We start from the raw sequence: 20743 nt of genomic DNA, 5'->3' as shown, positions 1-20743 counted from the left end.
GAAGGCGACCCCGGGGTAACAGAGTTGGTCCTGCCTTGGACGGCAAGGGTGAACTCGCGCTGACTTGGAGCGGCGCTTGTGCTCACCGCACGCCCTGTCGATTGGCCTGCCCAATCCCTGCCTGCTCAGCTGACGGGATGGGGCGAGCGAGGTTCCGCAGCTCGTTCAGGTCCACCTTGACCAGACGGGGGCCGACGCGGTAGCCGGTCAGCCTGCCCTGGGAGATGTACCTTCGTAGCGTGCGGGTTGATACATCAGCGTAAGCGGCACCTGTGGCGAGGCTGACCAGTCGTTGCGGCGCGTCGCCCAGTCCCCGGGTGGCTTTCACCCTCCTCCGGGCGTTCACGCCGGCCACCGACCAGCTCCACGCTCCAACTCGGCGCTTAGCGTGCGCGGCTGGTAGCGCTGTCCTGGCCGGGTGGCTGAATGCCAGCGCGGACCGTGTGGGAGGTGGCGGGGTATGTCCGGCGACTGGCTGGTCATCGGGTCGGCCCGCCGCCGATGGTGGGGACGGTTGTGTTCTGGTCGAGGGTGGACAGCTGACGGCGGTGCCCGGAGGTGGCGGGCGACCACCAGATTGGGCCGGCGGGGTTGGCGGGCTCGACCAGGTAGCCGGCGTGGGTGGTGGCGATCAGCGTGGCGGGGCCGCGGGGGCCGTAGCGGGCCTTGATCAGGCGGTGCAGATTGTGTTCCCGGGCGGGGTTGGGCAGCTCGAACAGCATGGGCCAGGCGATGTCGGTCGTGGAGAGGGCGCTGTAGCGGTCGATCTTGTCGATCAGGGTGGCTAGTTTTTCGGTGCCGGTGTCGTGTTCGTAGAAGAACCCGGTGCGGACCACTTCGGTGCCAAGCCGGGGTTCGACCCATTCCCCGTAACCGTCTGGCCGAATGAGGTCTCCGCAGGCGGCCGCGATTCTGTGTTCGGGCCACCATTCGGTGAGCTCGGCGCCGGGGATGCGGGCCGCGGCGGCGTGCAGCCTGGTGAAGAAGTCAACGACTCCGAGTCGGTGGTTCAGTGATGCGGATTGTTGGAGCCGGATGATCCGGTCGGCGATGTCGCTGGGCTTAAGAAGTGGCCGACCGTGGGCGGCGGCGTGGATCGCGGCGCCGAGTTGTCCGAGTGTGTAGATGTAGGGCAGCGACCCGGCATCCGGGGTGAGCCGGCGGAACCGGGCCAGCACCCGGCGGGTGGTGAGCAGGTGCAGCCGGTGTCGGGCTCGGTGGATGTTGGGATAGACGAAGCGGCCCAACTGTTCGGCGGTCATCACCCGGTGGTCTGCCAGCAGCGCCAGCACCTGGCGGTCCCGGTTGGTGAGCCGGGCGCCCTCGGTGATCGCGTCGGCCAGCCTGCCCCGGTCCCCGCCGGCTGGGCGGGCACCGGCTGGTCGGCGGGTGACGGGTTGGGCCGGGTCCGGGCGGGCGGGCCGACGGGGCCGGGCCGCTGGCCCGGAGTCGGCGGAGCGGGGTGCTCGGTGGGTGGCTGGGTTTGGATCGGGAGACAACACTGGATCTGGAGTCGGGGACCGAGGATGTTCGGGGGCACTCGTCTGTGGATTTATGTGGGACTGGGTGACCCTGTGGGTTAGTCGGGCGCCGGGCATCGAGGCTCCTGCGTGGTGTGAGCTGCGGATACGCGGGGACGGGGTGCGCTGCTGGGTCCGCCGGTCTAGGCGGCGGACCCACCAGCGGACTAACTGGCGGTCCAAGCGGCGGACCCAACCCGTTACTTCACCGGGCGCTGGGCGGGAGTGAATGAATTACTTCACCTACCGCTCGGGCTGGCGGGTTGCGCCGCTCGATCTGGTGCGCTTGCTTCGGTTAGTTGCGGCCGAGATCGTCGTGGCCCGGACGCGGCGGGTTCGGTGGGCTATTGGCCGGTTGGGGTGCACACCACGCCGCCGTGCGGCAGGTTGCCGGTGTCGCCGGGGTTGTAGTAGTGGCAGCTCCCGGTGGCGCCGGGATCGGCGGCCGGCGGGTAGCCGGGTCCGTAGTAGCGGCTGGGTGGGCCGTATCCGTTCGGGTAGCCGGGGCCGTATCCGCTCCGGGCACCGTTGGGGACGCCGTACCCGTAACCAGGGCCGTAGCCAGGTTTGTAGCTGTTGGGGTAGGTCGAGCGTCGCGCGGGCGCGTTGCCCCAGCTGTCGTTCCAGCCGCTCGGCGCCCAGTTCGGGCCGTTGTCGCGGCAGGTGCAGTCTTGCGCGCAGTCGCGGGCCCGCTCGCCGCAGTGCTTGGCGGTGTCGTGCGAGCTGGAGGACTCGGCGCGCCCGGACCAGTCCGACCGGTCACAGCCGCCGCGGGGGGAGTCGTCGAGTCCGACCGCGACGCCGAGTGGGCCCGCCTGGACCATCAGGCCGGGCTGGTCGTCGGAGTCGGAGTCGAGATCGGTCCGCGCGCAGCCACCGCGCTCTTGGTGGGACACCAGACCGGCCACCGATGCCGACACTGGCACCGGACCGGTTCGGGACAGCCCGGCCGAGGCGGTGAGCGCGGTGGTGAATGCGACGGGACGCACCTGGGGCGACGTGGCCACCCGCGGCTCGCTGCCGGCCCTGTCCGCCGCCGTGGCGGTGACGCGGTCGTGGGGGTTGCCGATGAGCAGGGCAATGGCCCCGGCCGTGACGACCCCGAGCGCGAGGGAGCCGATCAGGGTGCGCAGCAGCGCCCATACCGCAACCCGGACCCCGCGGGTGTCGGTGGTCGGCTGATCAGTTCCGGGCGTGCTGTCCGCACCGGTGGTCGTGGTCGTGGGGGTGGTGGCTGGGTGGGCGTGCGGGTGCTGTGTGGGGGTGGTCGGGTTGGTTCGCATGGTTGTGCTCCCTGCTGACTGAGTGGGTGGGGTGGGGCGGGCACAATCGGGGGCGAGATGGACCCGCAGTGGCGGCGCGCGCTGTCGGTATCGCCGGCTCACCAGCCCGACCGATCAACGGTCCGTCCGTCCCGCGGGCGGCGGCGCGGCCCGGTGGGCGCCGAAACGGCCGGTGGCCGTGTGGGGACTCGGGCACTGGCCGCCCGCAGGCTGCGCTGGATGACCGCGTGCTTGTGTTCGGCCTCGCGGTGGGCCTTGGTGAGTCCGATCCGTGCGCGCACGCGGCGGCGTAGCCATTCGGCGCGGCCCGGGATTGGCGCGGGCAGTGGGAGGGCATCGAGGGTGAACGGGGGTTGGTCCTGGCCGTGGTGCACGGTGCGGGCGCTGATCTGATACGCGGGTCGGGCGGACAGATCGTGTGCGCTCAGGTAGGGCGCGAAGTGCGGTGCGAGGGTGCCGGCGTCTTCGGGGCTGATCTTGAAGAGGAGTTTGTTGCGGCAGTTCGCCGAGATCGCCGCGGCGACATGGCGGGGCAGCTGGAATTGGTGTTGGTGCGCGAGGACCCAGCTGGTGCGGTAGCCCCGTGACTCGGCGAGTGCCTCCTCGACCCCGATGGGCAGGTGCAGCATGTTGTGCGCTTCGTCGACCACGATCGAGGCGTCGGGGCGCTGCTCGGGGGTGCGGGAGGCGCGGCGGGTGGTGTGGGCCCACAGCCCGGCCAGCAGCAGCGACCCGATCAGGCGCGACGTTTCCTCGCCCAGCTCGCCCTTGGGGATCCGGACGATGAGGATCCCGCCGTCCAGGATCTCGGTGAGGTCGAATGTGGATGTTGGGCTGGCGAGCAGGTCGCGGGCGAAGCGGCGCGAGTGCACCCCACGTAGCCGGGAGATCAGCGGCCCGCACACCTGGGCGCGGGCGCCGGGGCTGAGGGAGTCGAACTCTTCCCACAACGTCCCCAGCCCCCGGGGCAGCGTGACCGTGGCGAGCACGTGGGCGCGGAACGCCGGGTCGGTGAGCAGGGTCAGGATGTCGAACACGGTCGAGCCGGGGCGTGGGGCGAGGGTGAGGCAGGCGCCGCGCATGTAATCGTGCATGCGCGGGCCCCATGATTTGGCGTACAGGGCCCGGAACACTCCGGTGACGTGCTCGGCCGACCACTCCGGATCGGCGCCCATCGTGTCGGGGGCGAGCGGGTTGAACGCCGGCGGCGCCGCGGTTTCGGCCGCGTCGAGGATGACCAGCCGCTCAGCGCACCAGCGCGGCAGTCGATCGAGCACGCCTTGGGCCAGATCGCCCATGCAGTCGATCAGGGCCACCCCGCGCCCGGCGATCGCTTCGGCGATGACGTAGCCAGTCAGCCAGGTGGATTTGCCGACTCCGGTCACGCCCTGCACGTGCAGGTGGTAGCGGGCATCAGCGACGTCGAGGCCGATCAGCTCGCGGCGCCCGTCCCGCGACAGTCCCAGTACCTTCGGCGCGTCCCGATCCATCGGCGCCGGCCAGCCGTAGGCGGCGTCCAGGACGGCGCTCATTGCCACTCACCCCCGTGCCTGCGCTCGCGGCGCTGCTCGCCCATCTGCTCGCCGAGCTGCTCGCCGCGGGGGGCGCCGGGCTGGACGCGTCGGGAGCGGGTCGGCGTCGGCGGGCGCGTGGGGCTGAGGGGCCCGCTGGGGCGGGTCCCGGCGCCCGGTCGGGCAGGCAATTCGCGGACCGTCGCGCGGTCCGCACCGCCGGATCGGGTCGGTGGCGGCGGGCTGGCCGCTGGGTTGCTTGGGGTGTCGCCGGGCTCAGCCGGCGGGGTGCGGGGTGGGGGTGTGTTCGGGCGGTGGCTGTTCGGGGTGATCCGGGAGTGGCCCAGGCCGGGGCCGCGGTCACCGGCGGTGGGTGCGGCGATGCGGTAGAGCAGCGGCTCGGTGGGTAGGTGCCACAGCGCGGCCAGCTCGGCCAGTGTGACGGGGAATCCGTCTCCGGGGGTGCGCAGATAGACCGTCTCGGCGCAGCGGGCCGGGCGCGCGCGCAGCGGGGTGTGCGTGGTGGCCAGGTCGAACCCGGCGGCGATCGCCGCCGCGGCGCCCGCGCCGCCCCGACGCCGGCCTCGGCGCCCGCGCCGGCCGGGGGCGGGTTCAGGGCCGGCGGTGGACACCGCCACCCGCAGCGTCGCGTGCAGGTGCGCACTGGCGCGCTTGATCTCGGCGGCTCTGCGCGCCGCGGCGAGACCAGGATCAATCGCACGGCTCTCGGATCCGGCGAATCCGATGCTGGCGCGACTGGTGACGCGTGCGGTGGGTGTGCGGGTGCTGAACGGGCTGGGACCCAGGAAGTCGAGCAGGCCCACGATGGCCGCGGCGAGTGCTCCGGCGAGGGTGCCCAGCAGCGCGGGCGCCGCCGCCCGCACCAGCCCGCCGACGATTCCGCGGCGCCGTCCGGCCCGGGTGGCGGGCAGGGTGCGGGCGAGCCAGGCCCGCAGGCCGGTGGCTTCGGTGATGACCAGCTGCACGCTGGCCTGTTCGCCGGGCCCGCGGTGGGCGAGCGCGTCCAGGACCGCCCGCAACGGCTCCTCCCCCACTGTGCGGGGGCCGGGTCGTGGGGTGGGGTCGATCAGCGGGGCCCACCGGCCACGGGAGGGAGTCAGCTCGATCAGGTGCGGGGTGTAATGCCACACCGGCGGGTGGGTACGGGTGAGCTTTGAACCCGGCCAGACTCGGGTTAGCGCGTCGGCGACCTGGGAGGCCGAGATCGAGGCCGGCACCCATATCCCGGCGCGGACCCCGGCGGGGTCGGCGAACCACTCCACCGCCAACACCGGTGGCGGGAACCCGCGCCGGGCCCGGCGCAGACAGCCGGCAAGGATCCGCCACATCGCCAGCCCACCCTGCGCGGGCATCGCCGGTGGTGGTGTGATTTCCACCCACACCGCCCGCTGCGCGCGGTGGTAGCGCTCCAACACCCGACCCGCCGCGGCGGCGGCCAGCATCAGCGCGCCGGTCAACAACCCGCCGCCGCAGACGCCGAGCAGTGCCTGTCCGCTGGTGCTGGTCGGGCCACTCCACGCGGCGACCTGGGTGATCAGGTGCGCGGCCCAGTCGTTCGCGGTGACCATCCATCCGCCCGCGTCACCGGGCTGGGCCGGGTAAGCCGAGTCGGTGAGCAATCCCAGAACACCCGCGCCATGTGAAAAATAAATCGGGAGCATCGTCGAAACGACCTTTCGCAAGGAAAGAGAACCGAGAGAGGGTTCCACGCCCCCGTAGGCGGAGGTCTTCACAGCCGCCGCCGGCGAGTGGTGCGCGGTACGGCTATATGTGTAGCCGGCGGCGTGATTCATTTTTAATTCAGAGAGCACTTCATCGGTTCCACGCGAGGGGTTCGAGACACGTGAAGTATGCCCTTGAGCTGCGTGAAGTGCGAGTTCGCGGCTTGTCTGGAAAATCTTGGATGACTCCTGTCAGCTGAGCCGTGAAGTATCCGTGAAGTACGTGCTGAAGTATCCGTGAAGCAGTCATTAAATAATTCGAAGTACGACATTGACGGGGTGAAGTAATTCTGAATTAGATGTGAATTACGGCGTGTGGCCCCATGGGGTGGTCCCTCCTTTTTCTCGGCATTCGGGAGCGCGCATGCCCGCATACGAATCAACCAATCTGGTCCCCGCCGGCCAGCAGGGCCCACCCCCGCGACCACCGCGGTCCGGGTATGGGAGTCGGCGGCGGGGGTCGGTGTTGGAGACCTGCGAGCGGGTGTTCGGGCTGCTGGTCACCGGCCCGGCGCCACTGGCCATCCACCCGCGCCATTTCACCGACCTTCCGGACCGTTCGCTGCCCCTGCACCAGCTGCGGGTACTGCTGGCCAGCCCTGCGGTCAGCCCGCAGACCCGGGCAGCGATCTGGTGCTACCTGGTCCGGCGCGCCCGCACCCGGGGCCGCCAGCAAGCGGCCTGGACCGTGGGCTGCGCGGGCCTGGCCTTGCCCGAGTTAGTGCGCATCGTCGCCGCGCTGTCGCGCCACTACAGCGGCGACATCGCCGACCTCGAAGCCGCCGTCCTCGGCGGATTCCTCGCCGAGCTACGCCGGGTCGACCTGGACGACTCCCGCGACCGGCGAATCCGCCGCCGACTGCTCATGGCCGCCTACCGCGCCGCCCGCTCCCTGCGCGACACCACCCACCAACCCGACCCCACCGGCCGTGAGCCCGTCGACCCGACCAGGGAGCCGACCAGCGGTCAGGGCAGTGATGAGGGCAGTGACCCGGCCATCGGATCAACCCACCCCGCCGCACACGGCAACGGCCAGCACCAGGAGACCGGACGATGAGCACGCCCCACCCCGACCCCACCCACACGCAGGCCGATACTCGGGCCGATACCGCTGCGGCCACCCGGCACTCATCCAACGGCCAGGCCGTGGCGGCCAGCGGCCACGCCGACCGCCGGACTGGCCGGACTGGCCACCGGCACCCCGGCGGCCAGGCCGGCGAGGCCGGCCGCCATGGCCGCCCGCGCCCGAACGGCCACGGCGTGGACGCCGGCCAAGCGACCGCGGCCGCTCTCCCCGCGGGTGGACCCGTTCCGGCGGCCACACATGCCGAGGCTGACCCGGCTACTCGTCTGACCGCACCGGCAGACGCACTCCCGAATATCGACCCGGTCACGAAGCCGCTCGCGGCCATCGCCGAGGGCCCGACGAAGCCGCGCCGGGCTGCTCTGGTGCTGCGCGTGGCGGGGCAGTTGCTGCTGGCAACTGTCTTGGCCGGGGCGGTGGTGGTGCTCGCGGTCGGGGTGGGGCGGTGGCTGTTGCTCGCGGGTGTGACCCCGGCCGGACCGGTACCCGCGTGGGGTGGGATGCGGGGTGTTGTGGTGTTGGCTCAGGACTCCTCGGGCGGGGTGTCGCTGGAGCAGTTCCTGGCGAACCTGCGGACCTGGATCTTCCGCATCCTGGGCACCCTGACCGCGACCATGCTCGCGATCGGGGGCATCCGACTGGCGGCTGCCAATGGTGAACCCGAACAGGTCGCGAAGGCCAAGGAAACGATCAAGTCAGGTGCGTGGGGGTTCGTGTTCACCATGCTCGCCCCGGCGTTCGTGACAATCCTTCAGCAGCTGGTCGGGGGCTCCCGATGACCCACCACACAACCACCCGCACCGCCCCGAGTCACCCTGCGGCCACGCCCGCCGCCCAGCCGACGCCAGCCTGTGGGGTTCGTAGCGCGAGCGACCCGACTCCGTCCGCGGTCGCGGTCGTCGCGGTAATCACCGCACTCATTGTCCTGTTGATGATGCTGACCGTCGGCGGCACGGACAGCACGGTCGGGCTGGCCACCAGTCGTTCCCCTCTCACCTCGGTGCCGGCCACAGCGGCGCCGGGCTGGCCGGTGGCCAGAGTGGCCGACAATGCGGCTGGGGTGGCCGGCGAGCTGGGACTGGCCGTGTCGGCTGACCACCGGCCCGGTGTGGCCACGCTGGCCAATGGCCCGGCCGTGGCCACGTCCGGCCACCTGGACCGCCGCCCGAGTGGCCGCACGGCCACCGAGGCTCTGCCGGCGGTACCGCCTGGCGCCCCGATCCCGACCCCGAGCCCGGAACCGGACCTTCTGGCTCCCGGTGCCGCCGGCACACCGGCCGACGGGCAACCTCGGACCGGTCAACCTGGTGTCGGTCCGCCGGGCGCAAGTCAGCCCGGTGCGGGTGGCTCTGACGCGGGGGCGGGTGGGGATCAGCCGGGGTGGTTGGAGCAGCAGGCAACCCGGGCGATGGATTGGATGTTGCGGTGGGTGGTGGTCGGTGGGGTCAATCCGCTGGTTGAGCTGCTGGGGCGGATGGTGTTCAGCACCCCGACCCCGCAGCGGATGCCACGACTGGTGGCGTTGTGGCAGTCCACGCGGGTGATCGCGGTGAGTGCGTATGTGCTGTTCGTGCTGGCCGCGGGGCTGATCGTGATGATGTATCAGACCGTGCAGACCCGCTACACGCTGCGGGAACTGTTGCCGCGGCTGGTGATGGGGTTCGCCCTGTCGAACCTGTCTCTGTGGGTGGTCGGTATGGCCACCGATCTGGCGAACGCGTTGAGCCGGGCGTTGCTCGGCGCCGGCGTCGATCCCGCCAGCGCGGCGGTCGCGATGCGCCAGACCCTGACCGCGGTGATGCTGCCCGGCACCAGCTTGTGGGTGGTCTTCGTGGTGGCCGCGTTGTTGGTGTTGATCGTCGCGTTGGTGATCGGCGCGGTGGTGCGGGTGGTGCTGCTGGCGAACCTGCTGGTTGCCGCGCCGCTCGCGCTGGCGTGTCACGCCCTGCCCCAGACCGAGCGGCTGGCGGGGTGGTGGTGGCGGGCCTTCGGCGCGCTGTTGGGCGGGCAGATCGGGCAGGCACTCGTGCTGACGGTGGCGTTGCGGGCGCTGTTCACTCCGGGTGGGATGCCCACGTTCAACCACAGCCAGATCGCCGCCGACCCCCTGGCGCCGGTGCTGAACCTGTTCCTGCTGCTGGGCGTGGTCGGGATCATGGTCAAGCTGCCGTTCTGGATGCTCTCGGCCGCCAAGCTCGGCCAGGGCCGGTCCCTGCTGGGCAACCTGATCCGCACCTACGCGGCATACAAAACCTTCGGCCTGGTCAAGGCCAAGATCGCCGGCAAGGCCGTGGGCATGACAGCGACGGCGGCCGGCCGCGCCCGGCGCGGCGGTGGCTCTGGGCCTGGCCCGACTGGCCCCGCAGGGCGCCACCCCGGCGGTCCGCCAGGTGGCCCGCCCGGTGGGCCGGGTGGACCTGGTCCGGGGCAAGGGACGCAGCGAAACCGGACCGGACCCAGAGGCCCAGGTCCGCGACCCAATCAGTCCCACAACACCCGCGGCGGTGCCACCAACCGAACGCGCACGCGAGAGCCGGTGCCGAAGTCCGCGCGCACCGGGGCGCCGCCGACGACAGCCGGCGAGCGGGATCAGGCCCATCAGCCAACCCGCACCAGCCAGGGGCGCGGACCAAGTACCCGACAGAACACACTCCGACCGACTCGGGCGGCCACGCGCACGGCCGCGCGCACGCCCGAGACCGGCACCCGTGGCCGCGCACAGCCTCGGACCAGTGCCGCGCGCACGTCACCGGCAGTGCCGACTGCGACACCTGACCCGCGTGCGGGTTCGCGGCCCAGCCGGGCCCAGCCGAGGCGAACCACCTCGCCCCCGACTCCCACCCGCGCGCCAGGGGCGCAGCGGGCAGCGCGCACACCTGTGCGGGACCGGCGGGTCGTGCGGCCCGGCGCGAACCGGCCGGGGCAGGTCGGTGGTGTCGCGGTGGGCACGCACCCGTGGCGACACGTCCCCGAGCCCAGCTCGCGGAGCCGACGCGCCCACCCGAACCCGCCCGTCCCCCCGCCGTACACAACCCGGCCAGCGCCGCGGGTCAGCCGCGGCGAATCACGCGGCTAACCCCCCTCCCCTATCCGCCTCATCCCGCGCCCGGCCTGCTCGGGCGGCTCGCCGATACCTGCATATCCCCTCCTCGAGGGGTGGTTGCCGGACGCGGGGCTGGTGGCTGTCTCTTCCTGGAACGGAGATGGTGATGGATCGGTTGAACGCGGTCGCGATCCCCGCGGACGTCGATTTGGAAGACAAGATCCTTGCTGGTCTCACCACCCGGCAGGTGGTGATCTTCGGGGTCACCGGGCTGGTGTTGTATCTGCTGTGGAGCGCGACCCAACACGCGGTGGGGTTGGGGGCGTTCGTGGTGTTCGCGGTGCCGGTCGCGGCCACGGCTGTGGCCCTGGCGTTGGGCAAGCGTGACGGGGTCAGTCTGGACCGGTTCGTCGCCGCCGCGGTGGCGCACCGAGCCCGGACCCGCCGCCTCGCACCTGAGACCGACCCGGATCCAGCAGGTCACAGCTCGGTGGTCGCGGGCATGTGGGAGGGTGCGGACCCGGGCGGGGTGCTGTTGCGTGCGGTGCGGCGCCCGGTGCGCCGGCCGTGGCTGCCCGCCCGCGGGGTCGGCCAGGCCGCCACCGCCGGCGTGGTCGACCTTGGCCCGGACGGGCTGGCCGTGCTCGCCGCGGTGTCCACGGTGTCGTTCGCGCTGCGGACCCCGGCTGAGCAGGACGCGCTGGTGGCCGTATTCGCCCGCTACCTGCACTCACTCACCACGCCGGTGCAGGTGTTGATCCGCGCCGTCCCCCTGGACGTGGACGACCTGGTCACCGACCTGCACCAGGCCGCCACCGATATGACCCACCCGGCACTCGCTGACGCCGCCCTCGACCATGCCGATTACCTCACCGAGCTGGCCCAGTCCCATGAGCTGCTGCGCCGCCACGTCGTGCTGGTACTGCGCGAGCCGCAACCAGCCCGCACGCCCAGCCGCGACCAGGGCAGCGCCCAAGTCCGCGCCGACCGGATCGCGCTCACCCGCCTCGCCCGACGACTGACCGAAGCAACCGAGCTGCTCGCACCAGCCGGGATCACCGTCACCGGCCTGAACGCCAAACAAACCCACGCAGTTCTCGAGGAGGCCACCTTCCCCTACACCCCCTACGAGCCCGATGACCCTTACAACACAGCTCCCGCCGAGCCAGCGGACATGGACAGGCCCGATAAGCCCGCCGATGAGGGCGGCGACCAGTGACGCGCCGCGGGGCCGCCCGCTACACGGTGGCGGGCGGGTTGGAGTGGCTGGCTGAGGTCTTCCGTCGAAACACCGACCCGGACATCGGTCCCGAAGACGCCGGCTACCCGCGGCAGGCCACAGCCGAGAACACCGGTGGGTTGGCGGGCGCGGCGGGGTTCAGCCCGGATGAGGTGTTGCTGGGCGCGCGGGTGGTGGCGACCGAGGCCGGGATGGTCGCGGTCTTCGCCGTGGCCGGCTACCCGTCCGAGGCATACCCCGGCTGGTTGGACCCGCTGCTGGGCTACCCCGGTCGGCTGGACGTGAGCGTGCATATCGACCCGGTCGACCCCGCCACCGCCGCGGATCGGTTGCGGAAGCAGTTGGCCCGGTTTGAGTCCGGCCGCACCCACAAGGCCGAGCACGGGCAGCTCCCGGACCCGTTGATCGAGGCGGCCACCGAGGACGCTTACGAGCTGGCCGCCCGCATCGCCCGCGGCGAAGGGCGCCTATTCCGAGTTGGCCTCTACCTGGCCGTGCATTCCCCGGACCCGGAGACGCTGGCCCAAGAGGTCGCCGCCGTCCGCGCGCTGGCCGGGTCGCTGCTGCTTACCGCCCGCCCGGCCTCGTATCGCCAATGGCAAGGCTGGACCAGCTGCCTGCCCTTGGGCCTGGACGAGTTGAAAATCCGCCGGACAATGGACACCGACGCACTGGCCGCGGCGTTCCCGTTCACCTCCCCGGACCTGCCCGCCCCGAACCCGGTATCCGCGGCCGCGCCGGACGGGGTCCTCTACGGGCTCAACCTGCAATCCTGCGGGCTGGTCTGTTGGGACCGATTCACCGCAGAGAACCACAACGCGGTGATCCTGGGCCGCTCCGGTGCCGGCAAGTCCTATTTCGCCAAGCTGGAGCTGTTGCGGCTGCTCTACCGCGGCGTGACCGCGTTCGTCGTCGACCCTGAGGACGAATACACCCGCCTGACCCACGCCGTGGGCGGCACCGTCATTCGCCTCGGTGCACCCGCGGTCACGCTCAACCCGCTCGACCTGCCGCTGCACACCCGTCCGAACGGGCGCCGCCACGCCCCGGCCGACGCCGTCACCCGGCGCGGGCTGTTCCTGCACACCTTCATCACCGTGTTGCTGGGCGCCGAACCAGATCCGGCGACCCGGGCGGTGCTGGACGAGGCGATCACCACCACCTATGCACACGCGGGCATCACCCAAGCCGACCCGACCACCTGGACCCGCCCAGCGCCCTTGCTCGCCGACCTGACCGCCCAGCTGGACACGCATCCGGATCCGGCCGGGCGGGCGTTGGCGGCGCGGCTGCGCCCGTTCACCCACGGCGCCTTCTCCGGGCTGTTCGCCGCGCCGACCACCACCACCGCGGCCGGGCATCTCGTGTCGTTCTCCCTGCGGGAACTCCCTGAAGAACTACGACCCGCGGCCACCCTGCTAGTGCTCGACCACATCTGGCGGGAGGTCTCCGACCCCGCGCACCGCCGACCGAGGGTGGTCGTGGTCGACGAGGCGTGGCTGTTCATGCAACAACCCGCGGCCGCGCGGTGGCTGCACCGCATGGCCAAATCCGCCCGCAAACACTGGTGCGGGTTGACCTTCGTGTCCCAAGACATCGCCGACGTCCTCGGCAGCGATCTCGGCCTGGCTGTCATCACCAACAGCGTGACCCAAGTACTGCTACGCCAAGCCCCGCAAACCATCGACGAGATCGTGCGGGTATTCGACCTCTCGGCCGGCATGCGCGGATTCCTGCTGCGTGCCGGGGTCGGGCAAGGGCTGCTGTGCGCGGGCACCTGGGTGGCGTTTCAGGCCACCGCGAGCGCGATCGAAGACGACCTGATCACCACCGATCCGGCCTATCTGGCCGCGCTCGCCGAATCCGGCGACTACGCCACCGTCGAACTCAGCGACCCCCACCGCGACGAGATCGAGGACCCGGACGACGGCTACGGCGACGGGGACTCTGAGCACGACGACTCTGGAGACAACCACCCCGGCGAGGCCGACCAGATGGGCCCGGCAGGTCGGGGCTTGTGGTGACGGCGCAGGCGGGTACAGCCGCGGCCGTCGGGGTCCTGGCCGTAGTGGTGCTGCCTCTGGCGCTGCTGACCGCGCTGATCTCGTTGCTCTTCGCCGCGATCACCCCCACCGGCCCGGACGACACCCCGGGCGGCACAGTGGTGGGCGGATCACCGGTCGGGGTGGCCGACATCCCGAGCGACTACCTGGCCCTCTACGTCGGCGCGGCACGGACCTGCCCAGGGCTGGACTGGTCGGTACTGGCCGCCATCGGGAAGATCGAAACCGACCACGGCCGCTCAACTCTGCCGGGGGTCCACGGCGGCGCGAACGCCGCGGGCAGTGTCGGGATTATGCAGTTCCAGCCCGCCACCTGGGCCGCCGTGACCGCCCGGCATCCGGTCCCACCCGGCGGGGCGTCCCCGCCCAGCCCCTACAACCCCCACGACGCGATCTACACCGCGGCGGCCTATCTGTGCGACAGCGGCGCGGGCACTCCGGCCACGCTCAGCAACGCCATATTTTCCTACAACCACTCAAATCAGTACGTCACCGACGTCCTGGCACAAGCCCGCCGATACGCCACCACGGCCGCCAACCAGGCAAGCAACGGGCCACAGGGTGGGAAGAGCGGACGCAGCGGCTCCGGTGCCGTGGCAGCCGCCATCAACTACGCCCGTGCACAAATCGGACGCCCCTATATTTGGGGCGGCAATGGGGCAACAGGTTTCGACTGTTCCGGGCTGACGAAAGCTGCCTACGCCGCAGCCGGCGTCACCTTGCCCCGCACCGCTGACCAGCAGTTTCAGGCCGGGCCCCGCCTGCCCGCTCAGGAGCCGCTTGCACCGGGTGACCTGGTGTTCTACGGCGGACCGACGATCACGCACGTAGCTCTATACGTGGGCGGGAATCAGGTCATCCAGGCGAAAGACGTGGGCACCCTCATTGAGCAGGACGCTCTACCAACTAGTAACTACGCCGGAGCAACCCGCCCCGCCACAACCACGACCGCTCACCCATTCGGGTCGAATTCTCTGACGAGTCCGCAGAGCATCGTTGCCAATTCAGTGCTATTTTATCAGAAATCACGGGCCCTCTTTAGCCGGTGCGCACTGTACTTAGCCTGGAGCTATCACATCGCGCTATCAATAGTCGGCTTGACAACTAACGGTGTTGCATTTCGTGCGCGACGACCTGAGTGGCGATTCACAAACAGCCCGGAGCGTCGCGGGTCGCCACGGTGGGATCGTGGGCCGCTATCGCGTGCTCTGCGGCCGGGTCGGTCAGTCAGACATTTCCCCGGCCAAGCGGGAGTGCCGCGTGCTCCCAACGAGCTGTCGGGCATTCACCTAGGGCGCGCGTGCCGGTCGCCCGGCTGTGCGGGCGCGGGCCGCCGTCCCGCCGGGCACCGCGCGGGGCGAGGGCGATTAAAGGTCACCAAACTGGTGGGATTGAGTGGCCGTTACCTGGTGGTTTCGCACCGCCGGCATGCCCGGTGTGGGTCAGTCGCCCACATGTCGGAACGCGGGCCATTCGCCCCTCCCACCGAAGCGGCCCGGGGCACGTTCGTGCTCCGTCCATCCGCCACGCCCGCCGCAGGTTGTGCCATCCAGTCAATTCGTTCGAGCATCCAGGGAGCCACACCATGCAGCCGATACACCGCCCACCAGGCGCCACACCGCTCGCTCACCTACCGGCGTTCCCCGCGTCGGGCCCGGCCCCGGGTGGGTGGCGGATCGACCGAGAGGGAATGCGGCAGGCAGCCGCTGATCTGGAGATCGTGGCCAACATAGCGGCCAAGTGGCGATTCCCCACCCCACCGAACGCGAAGGCGTTCGGCGACGCCCGTACCGCCCAAGAGGTCGCCGAGTACGCCCAAGTCAGCAACAACACCGCCCAATGGGTCCTCAAAGAGATCGACGCGATGCGCAAAGCGCTGGCGGCCACCACCGCCAGCTACCTCGGCCAGGAGGAGAAGAACCGGGACCTGTTCGCCGACAAGCCCCACACCGAGACCCCCAATCCGACCCACCCCGCGCCGCCCAACCGAGGAGGGAACGCGGGCTCGAGCGACGGTGGTGCGAGCAACGGCGGGCCCGAGCACCGCACCACACCCGCCCCCACACCTGGCCCGGACAACACCCCCGACACCGGCGCGCACGGCGGGCAGGGCAACGGCCAGACCGGCACCGGCCAACGCGGCACCGGCCAAGGCAACGACGCCCCGGGACACGGCACCCCCGCCCAGCCCCGCCCGCCGGACTGGCGCCAGCGCCCCCACACCCCACAGGACGGGGACACCCGCCTGGTCAGCCACACCACCCCCGGTGCCTACACCGACCCGACGTCGAGCATCCGCAACGCGCTGAACGGGGACCCGTCATGACCTACCCCAGCCGAGGTAACTCCGGCCACGACAACCACGGGCACGACAACCACGGATGGGATGACTGGCGCAGCGACCACGGCGGGGATGACGAAGTCCAACGGGGCAACGGCCAGAGCCGAAACGGTCAAAGCCGCGACGGTCAGGGTCGCGACGAGCAGGACAACGGCGAGCATCGAGTCACCGAGTCCCACGGAGGGAACGGTCACCGAGGCCGCGACATGAACAACACCGCCGACACCGACACCGACCGCAACGGCGGCGGTCAGGGTGACCCACCGGCGGGTGCGGGTTCCGAGGACCGGCTGGGTGGGAACCGCTCCGAGCGCTACGGCTGGGACCGGGTCGGGTCCGGCGCGGGCGGGGCTCACGGCGGTGGGGCGCCGGGGCTGGGTGATACCCGCACGGTGAACGAGCTGATTCCAGGTGAGCCGCAGGCCTGCCACGACTACGCCACCGCCTTGGCCGCGGAAGGCCAGACCGGCGATGAGGTCTTCAACGCGCTCAAACGAGTCCGAACTCAGCACTGGTCGGGCGATGCCGCCGACTCCTTCCATGCCCGCCTGGCCAGTCTGGCGCGGTTCGTGGCCGCCCATGCAGGCGATGCCGAGCGCGGCGCCGCGACCGTGGACGACTACGCGCACCGTCTTGGCGCTGCCCAAGGCAAGGCCGCCGACGCGATCATGTTCGCCAACGCGGCGGACAAGATGGTCGATCGGGTCAACCGTGCCTACGCAACCGGCGGCTCTGTCGACCCGGACGCCCTCTACACCATCCGGGTCGAGCACGACAAAGCCCTCGCCACGCTCGCCGTGGGCCACAAGATCAAGGGTGACGCCGTGCTCGACGCGACCCGCAAGATCGGCGACACCCGGGCCGACCTCACCGCCGCGGCGAAGAAGCTGCCGACCTATCACCCCGGCGAAGCGGCCACCACCTCACCGCTGACCGGCAAAACCACCGGCGCCCCGCCGCCGCATCCACCGCGACCTCTAGCCCCGCGTTCGTGGGCGCCGCTTGATCCCGGGCATCCGGCGCCGCCGACCCTGCCCAGTGCCGCCGGTGGGGGCGGGGGTGCTGTCGCGCCGCCCACTCTGCCCAGCGCGGCCGGCGGCGGTTCCGGCGGCCAGAGCGGCGGCTACAGCAGCGGTCTGAATGGCTCCTCCGGCCATCCGGTATCGCCGCCCACCCTGCCCTCAGCCACCGGCGAGAACGGCAACCCTCACAGCGGCACCGATGCAAACAACAGCAACGGCTACGGCTACGGCTACGACCAGCCGGGCCCTCGTGGCCCGTTCGATCCCTACGTGCGCCCGCTGGGGTTGGCACCGGACGCCCGCCCGTACCTGCTGCCTAACGGGCGTTGGCTCGACACTCCGGGCACGCTGCCGGCCAGCGGCGGCGCGGGCGGCGGTTGGACACCACTGAACACACCGCCCGCAGAGGTGCTCGAACCGCCGCCGCTCGCACCGCCGGCCGCCTCGGTGCCGCCCTGGCAACAGGTTCCCCAGACCACGCCGCCGCCCCAGCCCCCGCCAGCTGTGAACCCAGCACCGCCGCCAGCCGCGGCACCACAACCACCGGCACCGCAACCACCGCCAGCGTCGTCCGGGGCCAATGACGGGGCACTCACGCCACGGGCCGAGCACCGCCCGCACACCCTGCCCGACCCGTCGAGCACGGGGCTGACCGTGCCCGGTGACCCTGGCAGCATCGGGGTCCCGGGGGCCGAGGGCGGACAACCGCAACCGCCCGTGGACCCGACCCCTCTACCACCGGCGGCGCCGACCCCGCCGACCCCGCCGACTCCGGCGACCGGTATCCCCGGCGCTAACGGCGACGGGCCGGCCAGCTGGTCATCGCAGCCAGCGACCGAACCCGCCGGGGCCGGCGCCGATCGCCACCGATCCGACTCCGGCGTGCCATGGGGCGCAATCGGTGGGGCCGCAGGAGGGGTGGCCATTGTCGGCGGCGGCGGAGTGCTCGGCGCCCGTGCGGTCAAAAAGATCGGGAAATCGGTCGAGCGCAACCGCATCCAGCACCGCCGCGGCTACCAGCCCGGAAGCGGACGACGCGGCGACCTGCCCGATAACACCGCCATCGGTCTGCGGATCGAGGCGGCCGGGCAACAGGCCAAGACCGAAGAACGCGACCCCACCACCGGCCCGGCCCACCAGCGCCCGACGCGGCGGCGACACCGTCCCGCAACCCGCCCGAACCCCCAAACCGGGCCAACCCAGCCGCCCAGCTCACCGTCCGTGACCCCGCCAGGGCAGCCCACCCCGGGCAACTACTCGGTGAGCAACGACGGTTCGTTCACGTCCCCGCAAGTGCTGGCCGCCGCGCAGGAAGACACAAGGCGGAATGGCGCCGAGCAGGCCGGCGCGGCCAGTGAACCGGCCGCGGCGGTGCTGGTCGTCGGACAATTCACCGCCACCGGGCAACGCGCCGACATCCAGGTCCACAACACCGGCGGCATCGGTATCCACGGCGACAACGCCCCCGCCGTAGTCCGGGCGATGATCCTCGAAGTCCTGTCCGAGGACGGGCGCGTCATCATCCCGCGCCGCGATGCGGTCGAGCTGCTAGACACCACCGAACTGGACCGAATCCCCCACGAACTGCACATCGTGCCCGAGCTGGAAGACGCCCTAGAAGTCCTCGACGACGTGCTCAACCACAACCCGGCCAGGACAGGCGACAACCGCGAGAACGGCGAGAACGGCGCTGCCGGGGCGAGCGAGGCGTTGACACTGCTGATCCTGGCCCACGCACCCTCCCACCCAGGCGACAGCAAAGAACTCGGCCAGCTGCTACTCCGGGCCACCGACCGGCCAGTCACCGCGCTCATCATCGGCGGCGGCTGGGCCAGCGGACACAGCTTCGGGATCAACGACGACAACTACGTCACCGCCACCCGCGGCGCCAGCACCGAACACCTGCACGGGGCCTACGCCTACAACTTCCCCGCCCACGCCACCGTCGGCGCACTCGCACAACTCGCCCCACCCAGCACGTCGGACACCTCCACCGACGAGACGGATCAACTGTCCACCGACCAGGTTCCGACCCGCGCGGACATCGCGATACCGCCAGGCGACCTCATCCCGAATCTCGACGCCTACGACGACTCCGAACACGACTCGGACTCGGACTCGGACGACAGGCTGGCCAGTGACGACGATCCCGAAACCACCGCCAGCGACGAGGACGAGGCCACGGCGGACGGCGAGCCCTCCACATTGCCGGCCAGCAGGCCCGCCGAGACCGAGCCGAGCGACGACATCGTCCACGCTGCCCATGCGGCCAGCGTGGCTGATCCGCCGGAGCCGGCGGCGGGCGACAGAGGCGAGGGGGTGCTCACCCTCGACGTGCTCGGCCCGCCCCGACTGTGCTGGACCGTGCCCGCCGTCGACCCTGGCAAGCCCGCCACGGTCTGCGAAATCCCCGTCCACAGCTCCCGATGCCGAGAGGTACTCGTCTACCTCGCTCTGCACCCTGACGGAGTCACCCGCGAGAAAATCGCCGCCGACGTCTGGGCAAGCGACATCCGCACAGAGCGACCGACCAACGCCGTCAACACCGTGCTCAGCCGACTCCGCAAACTGATCACCACCAAAACCGTCGGCGCGGTCACCCTGCCCCTGATCACCCTCGGAACCGGCCGCTGCAAGCTCGACCCCGACGTCTTCCGGGTCGACTACTGGAACCAAGTCACCGCGCTCAAGGAACGACTCCACACCGACACCGCGGTCCAGCGGATCCCCACTTACCGGCAGATCCTCGCCAACTACCGAGGCGAGTTCGGCGAAGGACTCACCGGGGAGTGGATCGAAGCCCCCCGCCAAGATGTCCTACGCGATGTGGTCGACGTCGCTACTCACCTCGCTGACACCTTCGTCAAGAACGGCGAGCCTGATCAGGCCCTCGACGTTCTCGAACGAGTCCGCCAAGCCGACAAATACAACGAGCCGATCTACCAACAGATCATCCAACTGCAGGCCAGCCTGGGCCGCCAGGACGCGGCCACACGCACCTACGAACTACTGCGCACCAACCTCGCCGAGGTCGACACCGAACCCCTGCCCAGCACCACAGACATAATCGGAGACGACCACACCAACGATCAATAGAAGCCGCACCGACCGGGCGTCGTACTCCACGCCCAGCAGGTTGGGCACAGCGAGTAACAGCGTGTCGGCGGCGGCGCTCGCCTCGTCCTCCGCGAGCTCGGCGACCAACTTGTCCGGCTCCCCCGCATACGTCCCGCCGAACCGCGCGTTGCCGCCGTCCAGCCAGCCGACCTGGTCGATGTTGTCGCGCTGCTGCCAGAACAGCGGCGTATCGAGGTCGTCGACGATCGGGAAGATGCTGCGACTGACCGAGACACGCGGCTCACGGCTGTGCCCAGCGGCCTCCCAGGCGCTCCGGAACCGCTGGATCTGTTCGGCCACCGTCTGTGACTTCTCCCCAGCAGCTGCCCGACAGCGTCCACCAGTCGCAACAGTTTCTCCACCGACTCGTGTCGGTCATCGTCGCCGCACCACAGCCGCTCGCCGCGGACCTGGATCGGGCCCGACTGGTGCTTCGTGTTAAGCACGGCAACTCCCGTCAGCCCGACCGCTAGGTGATCGACATTCGCCCGTGTGGAATCTGGCCTCGCCGATCGTGCGACACCCGCCACCCCCGCTCGCAATGCGGATGCAAGGCCGCCGCCGTCGGCGGTTCAGACGTTGCAGCAGCCGCAAAGCCTGCCTCACGGGTCAGCGCACGCAGAAGCGCTCCCGCCAGGTCTCGGGCGCGCCCGTCAGCCTCGCGCGCTCATCTACACCGGCTCGCTGCCCCTGGCGTTGGCCGCTGAACCTGAACCGCGTCGAGTCTCTGCTCGCAGATCGCTCCGCGACAGGTCGCGGACCTGTTCACCCAAGTCG

Annotated in this window: 14 protein-coding genes; 8 read left to right on the top strand and 6 right to left on the bottom strand. The window is 70.9% G+C overall.

The features are described from left to right. Window positions 1–479: 479 nt before the first annotated feature. The 4 genes from ACTXG6_RS18815 to ACTXG6_RS18800 all read right to left on the bottom strand — a co-directional run bounded on the left by ACTXG6_RS18815 (window position 480) and on the right by ACTXG6_RS18800 (window position 5903). Window positions 480–1499, bottom strand: coding sequence for a replication-relaxation family protein (locus ACTXG6_RS18815; protein ID WP_445189119.1), 1020 nt, complete (start codon window positions 1497–1499; stop codon window positions 480–482). A gap of 365 nt (window positions 1500–1864) precedes the next feature. After that, entirely contained in the window at window positions 1865–2803 is a 939-nt protein-coding gene (locus ACTXG6_RS18810) for a hypothetical protein (RefSeq protein ID WP_445189118.1), read from the bottom strand. A 98-nt stretch (window positions 2804–2901) separates the two neighbouring features. After that, complete coding sequence (locus tag ACTXG6_RS18805; RefSeq protein WP_445189117.1) at window positions 2902–4335, bottom strand: type IV secretory system conjugative DNA transfer family protein; 1434 nt, start codon at window positions 4333–4335, stop codon at window positions 2902–2904. Continuing rightward, on the bottom strand, window positions 4332–5903 hold the full coding sequence (locus tag ACTXG6_RS18800; protein WP_445189116.1) for a hypothetical protein: 1572 nt from the start codon (window positions 5901–5903) through the stop codon (window positions 4332–4334). The genes ACTXG6_RS18805 and ACTXG6_RS18800 overlap by 4 nt, the downstream gene beginning before the upstream one ends. Window positions 5904–6519: 616 nt before the next feature. Between ACTXG6_RS18800 and ACTXG6_RS18795 the strand changes: the two genes are divergently transcribed. After that, entirely contained in the window at window positions 6520–7113 is a 594-nt protein-coding gene (locus ACTXG6_RS18795; RefSeq protein WP_445189115.1) for a hypothetical protein, read from the top strand. A gap of 71 nt (window positions 7114–7184) precedes the next feature. Here the strand turns inward: ACTXG6_RS18795 and ACTXG6_RS18790 are convergent, their stop codons facing one another. Further along, window positions 7185–7313, bottom strand: coding sequence for a hypothetical protein (locus ACTXG6_RS18790; RefSeq protein WP_445189114.1), 129 nt, complete (start codon window positions 7311–7313; stop codon window positions 7185–7187). Between the two features lie 192 nt (window positions 7314–7505). On the opposite strand from ACTXG6_RS18790, the gene ACTXG6_RS18785 reads away from it, so the two are divergent. The 7 genes from ACTXG6_RS18785 to ACTXG6_RS18755 all read left to right on the top strand — a co-directional run bounded on the left by ACTXG6_RS18785 (window position 7506) and on the right by ACTXG6_RS18755 (window position 19945). After that, window positions 7506–7919 carry a pilin gene (locus ACTXG6_RS18785; RefSeq protein WP_445189113.1) on the top strand — a complete coding sequence of 138 codons (414 nt, stop codon included), beginning with the start codon at window positions 7506–7508 and terminating at the stop codon, window positions 7917–7919. A gap of 152 nt (window positions 7920–8071) precedes the next feature. Continuing rightward, a complete protein-coding gene (locus ACTXG6_RS18780) occupies window positions 8072–10216 on the top strand; it encodes a hypothetical protein (RefSeq protein WP_445189112.1) in 2145 nt (714 codons plus the stop codon). 133 nt (window positions 10217–10349) lie between these two features. Continuing rightward, window positions 10350–11402 carry a PrgI family protein gene (locus ACTXG6_RS18775; RefSeq protein ID WP_445189111.1) on the top strand — a complete coding sequence of 351 codons (1053 nt, stop codon included), beginning with the start codon at window positions 10350–10352 and terminating at the stop codon, window positions 11400–11402. Window positions 11403–11614: 212 nt separating this feature from the next. Next, on the top strand, window positions 11615–13447 hold the full coding sequence (locus ACTXG6_RS18770; RefSeq protein ID WP_445190044.1) for a VirB4 family type IV secretion system protein: 1833 nt from the start codon (window positions 11615–11617) through the stop codon (window positions 13445–13447). Next, a complete protein-coding gene (locus tag ACTXG6_RS18765; protein ID WP_445189110.1) occupies window positions 13441–15219 on the top strand; it encodes a C40 family peptidase in 1779 nt (592 codons plus the stop codon). Before ACTXG6_RS18770 ends, ACTXG6_RS18765 begins: the two co-directional genes overlap by 7 nt. Beyond that, complete coding sequence (locus ACTXG6_RS18760) at window positions 15177–15812, top strand: hypothetical protein (protein ID WP_445189109.1); 636 nt, start codon at window positions 15177–15179, stop codon at window positions 15810–15812. Before ACTXG6_RS18765 ends, ACTXG6_RS18760 begins: the two co-directional genes overlap by 43 nt. A 221-nt stretch (window positions 15813–16033) precedes the next feature. Beyond that, complete coding sequence (locus tag ACTXG6_RS18755) at window positions 16034–19945, top strand: AfsR/SARP family transcriptional regulator (protein WP_445189108.1); 3912 nt, start codon at window positions 16034–16036, stop codon at window positions 19943–19945. On the opposite strand, the gene ACTXG6_RS18750 is transcribed toward ACTXG6_RS18755, so the two are convergent. Next, a complete protein-coding gene (locus tag ACTXG6_RS18750; protein WP_445189107.1) occupies window positions 19856–20266 on the bottom strand; it encodes a hypothetical protein in 411 nt (136 codons plus the stop codon). The two genes, ACTXG6_RS18755 and ACTXG6_RS18750, sit on opposite strands and share 90 nt — an antisense overlap. Window positions 20267–20743: the final 477 nt, after the last annotated feature.

The sequence above is a fragment of the Pseudonocardia sp. Cha107L01 genome, from assembly GCF_052566575.1.
The sequence above is the reverse complement of the archived record's forward strand: the minus strand, read 5'-3'. Positions and strand labels throughout refer to the sequence as shown.

What these genes read in the sequence shown, in the direction of transcription:
- ACTXG6_RS18810 (WP_445189118.1), bottom strand. Translation starts at nt 2,803, where the DNA reads ATGCGAACCAACCCGACCACCCCCACACAGCACCCGCACGCCCACCCA.
- ACTXG6_RS18805 (WP_445189117.1), bottom strand. Translation starts at nt 4,335, where the DNA reads ATGAGCGCCGTCCTGGACGCCGCCTACGGCTGGCCGGCGCCGATGGAT.
- ACTXG6_RS18800 (WP_445189116.1), bottom strand. Translation starts at nt 5,903, where the DNA reads ATGGTCACCGCGAACGACTGGGCCGCGCACCTGATCACCCAGGTCGCC.
- ACTXG6_RS18780 (WP_445189112.1), top strand. Translation starts at nt 8,072, where the DNA reads ATGATGCTGACCGTCGGCGGCACGGACAGCACGGTCGGGCTGGCCACC.
- ACTXG6_RS18775 (WP_445189111.1), top strand. Translation starts at nt 10,350, where the DNA reads ATGGATCGGTTGAACGCGGTCGCGATCCCCGCGGACGTCGATTTGGAA.
- ACTXG6_RS18770 (WP_445190044.1), top strand. Translation starts at nt 11,615, where the DNA reads ATGGTCGCGGTCTTCGCCGTGGCCGGCTACCCGTCCGAGGCATACCCC.
- ACTXG6_RS18760 (WP_445189109.1), top strand. Translation starts at nt 15,177, where the DNA reads ATGCGGCAGGCAGCCGCTGATCTGGAGATCGTGGCCAACATAGCGGCC.
- ACTXG6_RS18755 (WP_445189108.1), top strand. Translation starts at nt 16,034, where the DNA reads ATGAACAACACCGCCGACACCGACACCGACCGCAACGGCGGCGGTCAG.